The sequence below is a fragment of the Tangfeifania sp. genome (assembly GCF_055108615.1).
This window is the reverse complement of the sequence record NZ_JBSQIC010000053.1, coordinates 1-14,968: the sequence shown is the minus strand read 5'-3', so window position 1 is coordinate 14,968 and position 14,968 is coordinate 1. Positions and strand designations below refer to the sequence as shown.

The 14,968-nt window shown below is 42.9% G+C and carries 19 protein-coding genes; all 19 read left to right on the top strand.

Going from position 1 to position 14,968, the window contains the following annotated elements:
• The first annotated feature begins 205 nt into the window (after positions 1–205).
• Positions 206–526 carry an LDCC motif putative metal-binding protein gene (locus ACTCNA_RS11815; RefSeq protein ID WP_462948123.1) on the top strand — a complete coding sequence of 107 codons (321 nt, stop codon included), beginning with the start codon at positions 206–208 and terminating at the stop codon, positions 524–526.
• A 24-nt stretch (positions 527–550) separates the two neighbouring features.
• Positions 551–760, top strand: a complete 210-nt coding sequence (locus ACTCNA_RS11810) for a hypothetical protein (RefSeq protein ID WP_462948122.1) — start codon at positions 551–553, stop codon at positions 758–760.
• Between the two features lie 52 nt (positions 761–812).
• Complete coding sequence (locus ACTCNA_RS11805) at positions 813–1,121, top strand: P-II family nitrogen regulator (RefSeq protein WP_462948121.1); 309 nt, start codon at positions 813–815, stop codon at positions 1,119–1,121.
• Positions 1,122–1,148: 27 nt separating this feature from the next.
• Entirely contained in the window at positions 1,149–1,709 is a 561-nt protein-coding gene (locus ACTCNA_RS11800) for a helix-turn-helix domain-containing protein (RefSeq protein ID WP_462948120.1), read from the top strand.
• A 90-nt stretch (positions 1,710–1,799) separates the two neighbouring features.
• The gene (locus tag ACTCNA_RS11795; protein WP_462948119.1) at positions 1,800–4,262 is read left to right on the top strand and encodes a copper-transporting P-type ATPase; all 2,463 of its coding nucleotides are present in this window, start codon (positions 1,800–1,802) and stop codon (positions 4,260–4,262) included.
• Positions 4,263–4,328: 66 nt separating this feature from the next.
• Positions 4,329–4,700 carry a heavy-metal-associated domain-containing protein gene (locus tag ACTCNA_RS11790; protein WP_462948118.1) on the top strand — a complete coding sequence of 124 codons (372 nt, stop codon included), beginning with the start codon at positions 4,329–4,331 and terminating at the stop codon, positions 4,698–4,700.
• A 99-nt stretch (positions 4,701–4,799) separates the two neighbouring features.
• The gene (locus ACTCNA_RS11785; protein WP_462948117.1) at positions 4,800–5,009 is read left to right on the top strand and encodes a GDCCVxC domain-containing (seleno)protein; all 210 of its coding nucleotides are present in this window, start codon (positions 4,800–4,802) and stop codon (positions 5,007–5,009) included.
• Positions 5,010–5,154: 145 nt separating this feature from the next.
• Positions 5,155–5,409 (top strand): hypothetical protein, encoded by a 255-nt coding sequence (locus ACTCNA_RS11780; protein WP_462948116.1) that lies wholly within the window; start codon positions 5,155–5,157, stop codon positions 5,407–5,409.
• Positions 5,410–5,605: 196 nt separating this feature from the next.
• A complete protein-coding gene (locus ACTCNA_RS11775; RefSeq protein ID WP_462948115.1) occupies positions 5,606–7,189 on the top strand; it encodes a multicopper oxidase family protein in 1,584 nt (527 codons plus the stop codon).
• 98 nt (positions 7,190–7,287) lie between these two features.
• Entirely contained in the window at positions 7,288–7,689 is a 402-nt protein-coding gene (locus tag ACTCNA_RS11770) for a hypothetical protein (RefSeq protein WP_462948114.1), read from the top strand.
• A gap of 57 nt (positions 7,690–7,746) precedes the next feature.
• Positions 7,747–9,837 carry a copper-translocating P-type ATPase gene (locus tag ACTCNA_RS11765; protein ID WP_462948113.1) on the top strand — a complete coding sequence of 697 codons (2,091 nt, stop codon included), beginning with the start codon at positions 7,747–7,749 and terminating at the stop codon, positions 9,835–9,837.
• A gap of 9 nt (positions 9,838–9,846) precedes the next feature.
• Positions 9,847–10,035: a multicopper oxidase domain-containing protein gene (locus tag ACTCNA_RS11760; RefSeq protein WP_462948112.1), complete on the top strand. Its 189-nt coding sequence runs from the start codon at positions 9,847–9,849 to the stop codon at positions 10,033–10,035.
• 27 nt (positions 10,036–10,062) lie between these two features.
• Positions 10,063–10,221 carry a hypothetical protein gene (locus ACTCNA_RS11755; RefSeq protein WP_462948111.1) on the top strand — a complete coding sequence of 53 codons (159 nt, stop codon included), beginning with the start codon at positions 10,063–10,065 and terminating at the stop codon, positions 10,219–10,221.
• Positions 10,202–10,684 (top strand): class I SAM-dependent methyltransferase, encoded by a 483-nt coding sequence (locus ACTCNA_RS11750; RefSeq protein ID WP_462948110.1) that lies wholly within the window; start codon positions 10,202–10,204, stop codon positions 10,682–10,684. The genes ACTCNA_RS11755 and ACTCNA_RS11750 overlap by 20 nt, the downstream gene beginning before the upstream one ends.
• A 93-nt stretch (positions 10,685–10,777) precedes the next feature.
• Positions 10,778–11,422 (top strand): hypothetical protein, encoded by a 645-nt coding sequence (locus ACTCNA_RS11745; RefSeq protein ID WP_462948109.1) that lies wholly within the window; start codon positions 10,778–10,780, stop codon positions 11,420–11,422.
• A 16-nt stretch (positions 11,423–11,438) separates the two neighbouring features.
• On the top strand, positions 11,439–11,663 hold the full coding sequence (locus ACTCNA_RS11740; protein WP_462948108.1) for an SHOCT domain-containing protein: 225 nt from the start codon (positions 11,439–11,441) through the stop codon (positions 11,661–11,663).
• Positions 11,664–11,768: 105 nt separating this feature from the next.
• Entirely contained in the window at positions 11,769–13,820 is a 2,052-nt protein-coding gene (locus tag ACTCNA_RS11735) for a copper-translocating P-type ATPase (RefSeq protein ID WP_462948107.1), read from the top strand.
• Between the two features lie 7 nt (positions 13,821–13,827).
• On the top strand, positions 13,828–14,526 hold the full coding sequence (locus ACTCNA_RS11730; RefSeq protein ID WP_462948106.1) for a rhodanese-like domain-containing protein: 699 nt from the start codon (positions 13,828–13,830) through the stop codon (positions 14,524–14,526).
• A gap of 96 nt (positions 14,527–14,622) precedes the next feature.
• On the top strand, positions 14,623–14,907 hold the full coding sequence (locus tag ACTCNA_RS11725; protein ID WP_462948105.1) for a heavy-metal-associated domain-containing protein: 285 nt from the start codon (positions 14,623–14,625) through the stop codon (positions 14,905–14,907).
• Positions 14,908–14,968 lie beyond the last annotated feature (61 nt).

Genomic DNA, 14,968 nt, shown 5'->3' with positions numbered 1-14,968 from the left:
ATTATGAAAACAAAAGTAGTATTATCACTGATGGTAGTTGCAATGTTAAGTGTTACAACTGCATTCGGTAAAGGCAAAAGACGAAGCGTACAACAAGCTTCCCGGTTGCTGCAAATATGACAGAACTGAAGACAAGAAAAGCAACTCACAGGAGGGGCATTCGCATTAATGAAAAATAGCGGGCAGTTTTATAGTTTGTTAAGAAATGGAATCACTTCAAAAAAATATTCTTTTCAGGTTAGGGGATAAAGTAAAGAACAAAAACATCGGGTCAACAATAAAGAAAGTAAAACAAATACCGGGGGTTAATAACGTTTCCAGGAAGAAAGACTCGCTGATTATTTCTTATGAACCTTATTCCGTCAGCGAAAAATTTCTGGTTAAATGTTTAACCGGGATGGGCTTTGTCCCCGCAACCGAAAAGAAAAAAGGATTTTTAGCCAGGTGGATTGAAAATCTGGCAAAAACCAATCAGGAAAACTTTGGCAAAAAACGGCTCGACTGCTGCAATGTAAAACGAATTTAAGTTTAACCGTAAAAGGAGTAAATTATGTATTTAAAAATTTTGATCATATCGATTTTGTTGGTTGCAATTGTTATGCTGGCTTTGGGTGTTAAGCTGTTCTTCAATAAGAACGCAGAGTTTGAAATGCACAGTTGTGCGTTCGACGATAATAAAAACATTGATAAAGAGCTGGATTGCTCTTCCTGCCAGTTAAAGGAAGTGGCGGATTGCTCTGAAACAAAATTTAAGATGTAACACTTAAAATATAAATATTATGAAACTTATAAAAGCTTATATCAGATAAAGGATGACGGAAGAGGTTTATAATACATTAAAAGCAGAGGGTTATTGCTGTATGACTTTCGTGGAATGCGAAGGTACCGGAAAGTATTCCGATCATGAAAAAGAGCACATCAGCGCCAAATACCCGTTTGCCGATGCTTACCGGGTGATTAAAGTTGAAATTTTGGTGGCGGATGAACACGTGGAGCCGGTCGTGGGGCTTATCCGCAAAAACGGAAGGACCGGGTATCGTGGCGACGGGATGATCATCATTTCACCCGTTGATGAAGTGTATAAAGTAAGGACCGATGAAACCGGGATACTTGCGGTATAATCTGTTTTAAACTTAAAGAGAAAATTCATGGAGATTTACATTAAAAACATGGTATGCAACCGTTGCATCCTGGTGGTTTCGCAAATTTTTGATGAAGCGGGAATTACGGTTGGAAATGTTCAGTTAGGAAAGGTTAAAGCCAATGAAAAAGTTGAACCCGATAAACTGGAGCAGTTAAACAACAACTTGAAGCGTGTCGGTTTCGAAATCATCAACGATTCGAAAAGGAGATTAATTGAGAAAATTAAAAATATTACCATCGAATATGTGTACCATCACACCGGGGAAACTAAGATGAACTTTTCGGAATACCTGATCGACAGGCTTAACCTGGATTATTCATACCTAAGTACACTTTTTTCGTCAGTAGAAGGTACCACCATAGAAAAGAATCTTATCAACCTGAAAATTGAACGGGTGAAAGAGTTGCTGGTATATGACGAAAAAACCTTAAGCGAAATTTCCTGGGAAATGGGTTACAACAGTGTAGCCTATTTGTCCGGACAGTTCAAAAAAATAACCGGTTTTACCCCATCGCATTTCAAAAAATTGCGGGAGCAGAAACGAAAATCGATTGATAATGTCTGAAAACTGAAAATTATATAAATTATTCAATAAATTGTGTAACAGCTTGATAACATAATCAGGGTATCTTTAGGGTAGTTAAAAATAAAATCTATGACGAACAAACAAGAACATACACAGTACTACTGCCCCATGAAATGCGAGGGCGACAAAACATACGATCAGCCCGGCAATTGCCCGGTATGCAACATGCACCTGGTACCGGTGGATGAAAAGAACAAGGAGGAGCACCAGCATTCTCATGCGAAAGGGAATCACCACCATGATCATCAGCATGTGCACGGCCACGAACATCGTGAAGCGAAAGCCGGAGGGGAAAATCATGGGAAATATTACTGCCCCATGCGCTGTGAAGGTGATAAAACATACGAAGAGCCCGGCGATTGCCCGGTTTGTGGGATGCACCTGAAAAAAGAAGAATCGAAACCTGTACCGGGCAGTGCAAAAAAAATATATACTTGTCCGATGCACCCGGAAGTGAAACAAGACCACCCGGGCAGTTGCCCGAAATGCGGAATGGATTTGATGCCCGAAAAAGCTGAAGAAACCAGCGAGGAAGAAAAAGCCTATAAAAAAATGGCAAAGAAATTCTGGGTGGCACTGGCCTTAAGTATTCCGGTATTCGTGATCGCCATGTCGGAATTTATTCCTTTTCTTAATTTGGATGGAATGGCCATGCGAAAAGTATGGGGATGGGTTGAATTTATCCTGGCCACACCCGTGGTGTTTTATTCCAGTTGGGACTTTTTCAAACGCGGCTATGCCTCTGTAAGGAGATGGTCACCCAATATGTGGACACTGATATCCATTGGCGTGGGGGCTTCTTATCTTTTCAGTGTATTTGCATTAATCATCCCGGGGGCTTTCCCTGATCAGTTCAAAGATGCCTCGGGTAATGTGCACCTTTATTTTGAAGCTGCCGCCGTCATTCTCACCCTGGTTTTATTAGGCCAGGTACTTGAACTTCGGGCGCACAGCAAAACCAACTCGGCTATCAAGGCACTGTTGAATTTGGTGCCTGCCGTGGCACGGGTTATCCGCAACGGAGAAGAAACAGAAATACCTCTTGAAGATGTAAAGGAAGGGGATATTTTAAGGGTACGTCCCGGCGAAAAAATTCCGGTTGACGGTTTCGTCACCGGCGGAAATGCAGTGGTCGATGAAAGCATGATTACCGGAGAACCCATTCCGGTGGATAAAGCAGAAAATGATAAGGTGACAGGTGGAACCATAAATGGGAACACCTCATTCGAGATGAAAGCTGAAAAAGTGGGTGGAGATACATTGCTTGCCCAGATTATTGAAATGGTGAACCAGGCCAGCCGTTCGCGGGCACCCATCCAGAAACTGGCCGATGTGGTAGCCAAATATTTTGTGCAGATTGTGGTAAGTGTTGCCATAATCACATTTGCCGTTTGGGCAATATGGGGCCCCGAACCGGCTTATGTGTATGCATTTGTCAATGCTATCGCGGTTTTAATTATTGCATGTCCATGTGCATTGGGATTGGCAACACCTATGTCTATTATGGTGGGTTCGGGCAGAATGGCCCAGTCCGGCGTGTTGGTTAAGGATGCCCGCGCCATTGAAGAAATGAATAAGGTGGATACGCTTATTATTGACAAAACCGGAACCATAACCGAAGGGAAACCGGCCTTGAAATCTTTCCACTCATTTGGAAAATTGTCTGAAACAGATATTCTCACCATAGCTGCATCGGTAGATGCCAACAGCGAACATCCGGTTGCGGAAGCGATTGTAAAAGGGGCAAAAGAAAAAGGGATTAAACCGCAAAAGATTGAACAATTTGAGGCAGTAACCGGAAAAGGCGTTAAAGGAATACTGAATGGGAAAAGTATTGGGCTTGGAAACAGCCGCTTGACTGAAGATTTTGGAGCAACGCTTACAAAGGAACAACAGGAACTAGTGAAAGAATGGCAAATGACCGGACAAACGGTTATGTTCCTTTTGATTGAAGATATGGTCGAAGGAATTGTAAGCGTGGCAGATACCATTAAAGCCTCTTCTGCCAAAGCCATCGGGGAATTACAAACATTGGGCATAAAAGTACACATGCTTACCGGCGACAATGAATATACGGCCAAATCAGTAGCCGAGGAACTAAAATTAGACGGCTACCAGGCCGATTGCCTGCCCGATGACAAATTCAAAAAAGTGAAAGAATTGCAGGCTCAGGACCATAAAGTTGCCATGGCCGGTGATGGCATCAACGATGCCCCGGCATTGGAACAGGCCGATGTGGGCATTGCCATGGGAACCGGCACCGACATTGCCATGCAAAGCGCTGAAGTTACTCTGGTAAAAGGTGATTTGGACGGTATCGTCCGGGCACGGGAATTGAGCCATAAAGTCATGCAGAACATCAAGCAAAACCTGTTCTTTGCTTTTGTTTACAATTCACTCGGCGTACCGGTTGCAGCAGGTATCCTGTTTCCGTTTTTCGGCATATTGCTCAGCCCCATTATCGCGGCGGCGGCCATGAGTTTTAGCTCGGTTTCAGTTATAACAAATGCATTGCGTTTAAGAAAAAAATAAGTTATTTGTTGTTATTACAGAGAGAGAAGAAGTTAGAGTTATTAACCAATTAAAATTCAAAAAAAGATGAAGACAAAAGTTTTTAGTTTAATCGCAATGTTCGTTCTGGGAACATTCACGGTATTTGCAGGAGAAAAAACGGAGAAATTTAAAGTGTACGGAAACTGTGGCATGTGCGAGAAACGCATCGAAAAAGCAGCCAATTCGGTTGATGGCGTTCAGTCGGCCGACTGGAACAAGGAATCGAAAATGATGGAAGTGAAATTTGATGATGCGAAAACCGACGTGCACAAGGTTCACATGGCCATTGCCAAAGTAGGGCACGATACTGAAATGCATAAGGCAAAAGATAGTGTGTATAACGATCTGCCGGGATGCTGCAAATATGATCGCGCTGTTGAAAAAGCAGAACATTCGCACGAAGGTCATCAGCATTAACAGGATAATTATTTTGAAAGGTAAAAGGAACTGGCAATAAATTCATTGTCGGTTCTTTTTTAATAGCATTTCCTAATCTAAACCAAAACAACAATGAACATGGGCACCATCATCACTAAAAGTGTAATAACCTGCCCTGATTGCGGGTTTAGAAAAGAAGAAACTATGCCGATAGATGCATGCCAGTTTTTGTATGAATGTGAGAATTGCCATACCCCTTTAAAACCAAAACAGGGCGATTGTTGTGTTTTCTGTTCGTACGGTTCAGTAAAATGTCCGCCTGAACAGAAAGGTGAGAAATGTTGTTAGTAGATTAAAATTTTAACAGAAATTAAAAATTAAAAACAAGTGGTTATTGAAATGAAACCCGGAGCAAAAGTTTCAGAAGAAGAAATCGAAAAGCGCATTAAAAAAGCCAATTTTACACCCGGTAAGAAAATTGGACCCGCTAAAAATGAAGAATAAATTTCTTAGCCTTACTCTGTTGGGCGCATTTTTAATCTCCTTTGGAACCCGCACAAAAGCAGAAGGAATTAGTGTAGATGCCGGTCTTACTCCGGCGCAGGACCGCATTGTTGTGCGACTGCAGTACAGAAACATCCTCAATCAAATGGGCGGCAACGACATGGTGATGCACATGATGCCGGTGGTGGTGGCCTATGGTTTAACTCCTGACATTACCGTGATTTCAGCTTGTTTCGACATGTGAAATTTGAGGGATTGTACCCAATTGCTGTTAGCTCTTCACGAACCGGAGGAATAAAAAACGGCAACCGGTTGATTGTTGGTTTGAGATTTATGTTTTAATTTTTGAGGTTCAATTAAAGACCCACCTTTTCAGAAAAAAAGATTTGTCTTTAAAAGTTACTACATTCGGGCAAGTGTTCATCAAATTTGCAATATTTATGAAACGATCTAATTTTATAAAAAAACTAAGTGGCGGAATTGCGGTTTCTGCATTTTTGCCTGCATTCACATTCTGTGAGAACAACAGCCAGGCAATGATACCTGAAGGAAATTACAACGTTAACGCTGGTTTTAATGCGGATGTTGATGTTGAATTAACGGCTAACGGAAACAATATTCAGGTATTGAGTGGCAACAAAACAGGGGTCTATTCTTATATGTTGAATGTTTTAAAAGCAAACAATGCCACTGTTGAAAATCTTCCCGGTTCCTGGCTGGGTCCTGTCTTCAGAGTAAAACCCGGACAAAAAATCAGGATCCGTTTTAAAAATCAACTACCGCGAGAGAGCGTTATTCACTGGCACGGGCTGCACATTCCGCCCGAAATGGATGGACACCCAATGTACGCCATTGATAATGGGGAACAGTATGTGTATGAATTTGAGGTGAATAACCGGCCAGGAACTTACTGGTTTCATCCGCATCCCGATAAAATTACCGGGCCGCAGGTTTACCGGGGATTAGCCGGAATGTTCATCGTTGAAGATGACGAAAATGATTTGCCCGCAAAGGAATTTGATGTCCCACTTATTATCCAGGATCGGATATTCAACGAGAACAATCAACTGGTTTATTTGCAAAATAACCCGATGAGCCGAATGCAGGGATTTCTGGGCGATCGCATTGCAGTGAATGGAATTCCTGAAAATAATATGCAGGTTTCAAAAGCAACTTACCGTTTTCGGGTTTTGAATGGCTCCAACACACGCATATACAAGCTGGCCTGGAGCGATGGCTCCGATGTAATTGTTATCGGCAGCGACGGTGGTTTGTTGCCTCAGCCGGTAAGAAAACCTTACCTGATGTTGGCTCCCGGAGAGCGGGCAGAAATCTGGAAAGATTTTTCCGGGATGAATGCCGATGACGAAGTCTGGCTGCAAAGCCTTCCATTTAACGACGGAACCTCCATGGGAATGGGCGGCGGCATGATGGGTGGACGGATGATGTCAGGATCTGGTCCGGCAAATGGTGCCGCTTTCGATATTTGCAAGTTCACGGTTACATCGGAAAGTGGTGAGAGGAAATCGTTGCCTTCTGCATTTCAAACGATCAGTTCCATCCGGGAATCGGAAGCTGTAAATGCTGCCTCTCCGCGCCAGTTCCGGTTTTACAATCAACGCATGCAGTGGGTAATAAACGGCGAAACTTTTGGAATGAGAGAAGTGGCCGATTGGGAAAAAGTAAAACTGAATACCACAGAAATCTGGGAATTTATAAATGGCGACGACGGGCGTGGCATGGGAATGATGCAGGACATGATGCGAATGCCTCATCCGGTTCATTTGCATGGATTACAGTTTCAAATTATCGATCGCGATATTTCCGGGGTAAGCGTTGATTCATGGGAGACAGTGAAAGATGGTTTTGTTGATGATGGGTGGCAGGACACCTTTTTACTGATGCCCGGAATGAAAGTTAAAATCGCGCTGAAATTTGAAGATTTCACCGGCATTTTTGTTTATCACTGCCACAACCTGGAACACGAGGATATGGGAATGATGCGGAATTATGAAGTAATATAAGAAGTGTGAATGATGTAAATCATTTAAAGAATTATGTAACATCTTCCGGTATACCTGATGTAGATTAGCGACATAATAATTTAAAAATTTTATATATCATGAAAACAAAGAAAAAGATGAATTTTTGGGCTTTTAGCCTGGTGTTAATGATTGGAATATTAGTTTCAGGCTGCTCGGATATGAACAATGCGAAGATTGACCTGTCAGCCAACGAACAACAAAAAGAAGAAGCATTCAATCAAATCCTGAACAACCAGGAACTGATGAATGATTTTATGAATGAAATGATGACCCAACCCACTTCTTTGAACTGGATGATGGAGAATGGCCAGTTTATGAACCACATGTTTAATCAGGATAATCTGGATTACATGCGCCAACACAATCCTGAAATAGATAATCACATGATGAACAACATGATGAACATGATGGACAGGGATACTTCTTTTGCCAGAGAATGGAACAACAGGATGCATGAACGAAATCCCATGAATCAATAGTCATAAAAACAGTCCGTATCAGGAATATTTACGGACAGGAAAACAAAAGTAAGAACTATGGATCAAAAACATAATGATCGAAAACACGAAAACCATACCGGGCAGGGGCATCAGGATCATCATGAAGAGTCAAAGCATAAACATAATAATAAGCAAAACGGAGATAACCACAGTTCGCATGATCACAGCGGCCATCATGCTATGATGATCAAGGATTTCAGAAAGCGTTTCTGGGTCTCCCTTGCTTTCACTATTCCCATTTTAGTCTTGTCGCCCATGATTCAGGGATTACTGGGCTACAAATTTTCTATTTTGCAGGGGGCTGATAATTACATCCTCTTTGCCCTGTCAACCATTGTTTTCTTCTATGGCGGCTGGCCCTTTTTAAGTGGATTAGCGGATGAGTTTAAGAAAAAACAACCCGGTATGATGACCCTGATCGCTGTAGCCATTACCGTGGCATGGGGCTACAGTTCTGCTACCACATTTGGGGTGGAGGGAAGTACCTTTTTCTGGGAACTTGCCACGCTGATCGATATTATGTTGCTGGGCCATTGGATCGAAATGAAATCGGTGATGGGGGCTTCCCGCTCTCTGCAGAAACTGGTTGAAATGATGCCAACCGAGGCCCATCTCGTTCAAAATGGTGAGACAAAAGACATAAAAGTTGATCAACTCAAAAAAGATGACCTGGTATTGGTTCGGCCCGGAGAAAAAATACCAGTCGACGGTATCATTGCAGACGGAGAAAGCAATGTCAACCAATCAATGGTCACCGGTGAATCTCAGCCAGTTAAAAAATTGAAAGATGATAAGGTAATCGGGGGAACTATTAATGGTAACGGCTCATTAAAAGTGAGTGTACAACAGGTGGGCGAAGATGCCTATTTGAGCAAGGTGATAAACATGGTGCGCGATGCGCAGGACAAAAAATCAAGAACACAAAATCTGGCCGACCGTATTGCCTTCTGGCTCACCATCATTGCCCTCACCATTGGGTTTGGCACGCTCGCCACCTGGTTAATTATCGGGAAGCCATTTGTATTCGCCCTGGAGCGTATGGCCACAGTAATGGTGATCACCTGCCCGCATGCCCTGGGACTGGCAGTGCCTTTAGTCGTTGCAATTTCAACTTCATTGGCGGCAAAACACGGTTTGCTCATCCGGAATCGAACCGCATTTGAAAATTCACGAAAAATAAGTGTAATGGTATTTGATAAAACCGGAACCCTTACCAAAGGAAATTTCGGTGTAACCCGTTATGGTTCATTAAATAAGGCTTTTGACGACAATCAGATACTACGTTTGGCCGGGGCTCTTGAAGAAAAATCCGAACATCCGCTGGCGATGGGGATCATGCAAAAAATCAAGGATGAAAAAATAGAAATTCCCCAGGCGGAAAATTTTAATGCTATTACCGGAAAAGGGATCGAAGCCGATGTGGAGAACAAAAAAGTAAAAGTGGTAAGTCCGGGTTTTATAAAAGATCAAAAAATAGAAATTCCGGATAAAGCGTATAAGAATGAAGCTGAAACGGTTGTGTTTGTGATGGTTGACGATAAACTTGCAGGCTTCATTGCAATGGCTGATGAAATTAGGGAGGAATCTGCTGAAGCAGTAAAAATGCTGAAAGAGAACGGGCTGAAACTGTATATGATTACAGGCGATAATGAAAAAGTGGCCAAAAGTGTAAGCGATGAACTTGGGCTGGACGGCTATTTTGCGGATATCCTGCCCGATCAGAAACTTGAAAAAATAAAAGAATTTCAGAAAAAAGGTGAATTTGTAGCCATGACCGGCGATGGAATTAACGATGCCCCGGCCCTGGCTACTGCCGATGTTGGGATTGCGGTAGGTTCCGGTACTGACATAGCAGCAGAAACAGCTGATATAATCCTGGTCAACAGCAATCCGAAAGATATAGCTTCACTGGTGATTTTCGGCAAGGCAACCTATAATAAGATGATCCAGAATTTTATATGGGCAACTGCCTATAACGTGGTAGCCATACCACTGGCAGCAGGAGTTTTATATAGTGTCAATATACTTATCAGTCCTGCAATGGGAGCAGTTTTTATGAGTATAAGCACAATAATTGTCGCCATTAATGCACAACTATTAAAACGTAAAATGAATAGTAACAATTGAAATGGAACAATGAAAATTACAATAGCAGCAACAAAAACATGCAAACACAGGTCAATACTTGAACAACAACTGCAGGATGCCGGCTTGCAATACAAATTGGAATATTTTGAAGACTTCACCGGCATTTATGTTTACCACTGCCACAGCCTTGAACATGAAGACATGGGCACGATGCGGAATTATGAAGTTGTAGGATAGGACAGAAACCGGGAAAGACTTAGTACCATGACAAACAAAATTAAAAAACGCTACAACCGGGTTGCCGGGTTTTACGATATTCTCGATAAACCCATGGAAATGGCTGTTTCCGGATGGAAAGAAAAACTGTTATCGGGAGTAAAAGGAAAGGTACTGGAAGTTGGAATTGGCACGGGTAGAAGGTAGAAATATCCCGTATTATCCAACAAACGTTGAACTCACCGGAATCGATTTCAGCCCCAAAATGGTGGAAATAGCCCGAAAAAAAGCAATAGGCAAAAGTAATATCCAACTACTGGAAATGGATGCTGAAAACATGGATTTTACTGATAACAGTTTCGATACAGTAGTTACTTCCTGTGTTTTTTGCTCGGTACCTAACCCTGTAAAAGGACTGAAAGAAATTCGCCGTGTCTGCAAAAATGACGGTAAAATTTTGATGCTGGAGCACGTTCGGAGCCAGAAAAAAGTTGTGGGTGAACTGATGGATGTATTCAATTTTATTCCCCTGAATATTTATGGGGCTAACATCAACCGCGAAACTTATCAAAACTTACTGAAAGCCGGATTTCAGCCCGAAAATATTGAAGTTGAAAATGTATGGCTCGATATTGTCAAACTCATTCGGATAAACAACTATAAACAATAAAAAAATAAAAATACTATAAAATCTTTTAAAAATTATGTAACAGATAAAAGATTAGTTTTCACGTACTTTGTAAAACAATTAAAATTTAATGACATGAAAAAATTAATAATTATCGCAACAACCCTTCTTTTTATGACAGGGTACACGGCAAGCGCCCAAATGATGGGCCAAAACAACATGCAAAACCAAAAACAAGGCATGATGATGCAAAACAACGGAATGATGCAGGGCATGATGGGAAACGGTATGTGCCCGATGTACGGACAGATGATGAACCAGAACATGCCCATGCAAAAATACGGTATGATGGTGAACCGCCTGCCCAACATGCAGGAACAACTGTCGCTTAGTGATGAGCAGGTGGAAAACCTACTTGATTTACAGACCGAATTTAAAAAGCTGCAAATCGATCACAAGGCAGAATTGCGCAAAAAACAATTGAAACTGAAAAGCCTGTTGGATGACAATGCTTCGGTAAGCCAGGTGAAAAACCAGATGGAAGCTTGTTCTGAAACCAAAATCAACATGAAAGTAGCCGCTTATGAAACGGCCGGAAAAATGAAAGCCGTCCTTAACAGCGACCAAAAAGAACAACTGAAAAACATGATGATGCAAAGTGGCGGAATGATGCAGGGACAAGGCGGTATGATGCAAAACCGCAGAGGTATGATGAACCAGGGTCAGGGTGGAATGATGCAAAACCGTGGCGGCATGATGCAAAATCAAAATAACCAGTAAAAGAAAGGAGCTTACGATGATGGGAGGATATGGCGGATACGGAATGGGAATGGGCTGGTGGTGGATCATCGGCCTCGTTATCGTTATTGCTGTTATTGGGATCGTTGTAAAATCAATGAATCAGAACACCGGTTCCACCCAAAATACGGGAAAAACAGCGCTCGATATATTGAAGGAGCGTTATGCCAAAGGCGAAATCGATAAAAAAGAATTCGAAGAGCGGAAAAAAGATTTGATGTAGAATTTTGGAAGAAAGGCAGGCAGGGTAAGGTTCCCATGCCTGCCTGCTATTTTTATTCGGATTAATTAATTTACAGGAAAGAGTAATATAAAAATATAACATTATATGGAACAACATCATCAACATAAACATAAGAGCCATCACAACGGGCACGATGATAGCTCACATGATAATGGCGGTCATGGCCATGACTCGCATGATCACACCAGTCACCATGCCATGATGATCAAGGATTTCCGGAAACGATTCTGGATATCCCTCATTATAACTTTCCCGACTTTGGTGTTGTCGCCTATGATACAGGATATAATGGGATATTCGCTGGAAGTATTCCCCGCATTTGATAAATATATCCTTTTTGTGCTTTCAACAGTGGTTTTTTTCTATGGCGGCTGGCCCTTCTTAACCGGTATTGTAGATGAGCTAAAGAAAAAACAGCCGGGGATGATGACACTGATTGCCGTGGCCATTACGGTAGCGTGGGGTTACAGCTCTGCCACTACTTTTGGTGTGGAAGGAAGCACCTTTTTCTGGGAGCTGGCCACCTTGATCGACATCATGCTGCTGGGTCACTGGATCGAGATGAAATCGGTGATGGGGGCTTCCCGCTCGTTACAAAAACTGGTCGAGATGATGCCCTCCGAAGCCCATCTGTTGAAAGACGGGGAGACGGTGGATGTCAAAGTTGACCAACTTGAGAAAGACAACCGTGTGTTGGTGCGGCCGGGTGAGAAGATACCCGTTGACGGCGAAATCGTGGATGGCGAAAGCCATGTGAATGAATCTATGGTGACCGGCGAGGCAAAACCGGTCAAGAAAGCCAAAGACGATAAGGTAATCGGCGGGACAATAAACGGCAATGGTTCGTTAACAATCAGGGTCAAACAGATAGGAGAAGATGCCTATCTGAGCAAAGTCATCAACATGGTGCGTGATGCCCAGGATAAAAAATCAAAAACCCAAAACCTGGCCGACCGCATCGCCTTCTGGCTAACCATTGTTGCCCTTTCTGTCGGCTTTGGAACGCTGGCTACCTGGCTGATACTGGGCAAGCCTTTTGTTTTTGCCCTGGAAAGGATGGCCACGGTCATGGTTATCACCTGTCCGCATGCCCTGGGACTTGCCGTGCCACTGGTGGTTGCCATTTCTACTTCCATCTCCGCACAGCGCGGATTGCTCATCCGGAACCGTACAGCTTTTGAAAATTCGCGCAAGATCACGTTATTGGCCTTTGACAAAACAGGAACCCTTACCAAAGGGAATTTTGGGGTCACCCGCTACGGCTCACTGGACCGAGACCTGGATGACAAACAGGTTTTACGTCTGGCTGGTGCGCTGGAAGGAAAATCGGAGCATCCCCTGGCAATGGGTATTATGCAGAAAATAAGGGACGAAAAAATTGAAATTCCCGAGGCAGAAAACTTTAACGCCATTACCGGAAAGGGGATTGAAGCAAGGGTAGAAAACAAAAACCTAAAGGTGGTAAGCCCGGGTTATGTCAAAGAAAAGAAACTTGAGGTACCGGACAAAGCCTATAAAAATGAAGCGGAAACCGTTGTTTTTGTGATGGTGGAGGATAAGCTGGCCGGTTTTATCGCCATGGCCGATGAGATTCGTGAAGAGTCGTACGAAGCAGTAAAAACACTGAAAAACAATGGGCTGAAAGTATATATGATGACCGGCGATAATGAAAAGGTGGCCAAAAGTGTCAGCGACGAGCTGGGTCTGAATGGCTATTTTGCAGGTATTCTGCCCGACCAGAAGCTGGAGAAAGTAAAAGAATTTCAGCAAGATGGAGAGTTTGTGGCCATGACCGGCGACGGTATCAACGATGCCCCGGCACTCGCTACTGCCGATGTGGGTATTGCCGTGGGATCGGGTACGGACATTGCCGCCGAAACAGCCGATATTATCCTGGTAAACAGTAATCCCGGCGATATCGTTTCGCTTATCCTGTTCGGAAAGGCGACCTACAAAAAAATGATTCAGAATTTTATCTGGGCCACCGGATACAACGTGGTGGCTATACCACTGGCAGCCGGTGTGCTGTTCAGTGCGGGCATTCTCATTAGTCCGGCATTCGGCGCGGTGTTGATGAGTTTAAGTACCATCATTGTGGCCATTAACGCCCAATTATTAAAACGAAAAATGAAATAATAAATTTATGAAAATTATAATCGCAGCGACAAAAACATGCAATCACCGGCCAATACTTGAAGAACAATTGCAAGATGCCGGTTTGCCTTATGAAGTGATGTTTTTTGAGAACCATCCTGAAATGATAGAAAAATATCATTTAAAAACCTCCCCCTTACTTATTGTGAATGACAAAGTTGTTTCAGTAGGGTTACCAGGAGAAAAGAAAATCATGGAATTAAAAACTGAAAGAACAAACGTCAACAAAAAAGACATCAGTGAAAAACGAGCACCCAAAAGAGAAAATACTCAGATGGTTCCTCAGCCTGTTAGCGGGGAAACTGGTTTGGTGATAGTAGATACAACCTGGGGAATAATTCAACCGATTGAAATTGCAGAAAATGTTCGTACGGTAGATGAATTTGAAGTCCACAAATACCAGGAAAAGGGGCTACCAATAGTTGATTCCCGTACATCAGATTTTTATAAAAGTTCCACCATTGCCGGCGCTATAAATATTCCTCACAATGAAATAACAGAAAGAATGGGTGAGTTGGACCGCAACAGCCCGACTATCTTTTTTTGTAACGGACCGCAATGTCCGCAGTCGCCTACTGCTATCCGCAATCTTTTGTCGGCCGGTTATCCACCTGAAAAAATACTGTACTACCACGGCGGCATGCATGATTGGGTAACACTGGGCTTGCCGGTTGTTGAAGGCAAATAGTAAAAACAATGTGATGCAAGGTGGCGGCATGATACAAAATCAAAATAACCAGTAAAAGAAAGGAGTAAATAGTTAAAAAAAACAGAAAAATTCAAAGTGAAAGGAAACTGCGGCATGTGCGAGAAACGCATCGAGAAAGCTGCCAATTCGGTTGATGGTGTTACCAAGGCCAACTGGAACAAGGAAACGAAAATGATTGAAGTGAAATTTGATGATGGCAAAACCGACATGCACAAGGTTCACATGGCCATCGCCAAAGTAGGGCACGATACTGAAATGCATAAGGCAAAAGACAGTGTGTATAACGATCTGCCGGGATGCTGCAAGTACGACCGTGCGGAAAAAGGAGATGATCACAGCCACGAAGGACATCAGCATTAATTGAACTGTCATTCCGACGAGGTACGAGGAGGAATCTGTCTCTTGAAGAAACAGGCCCCAC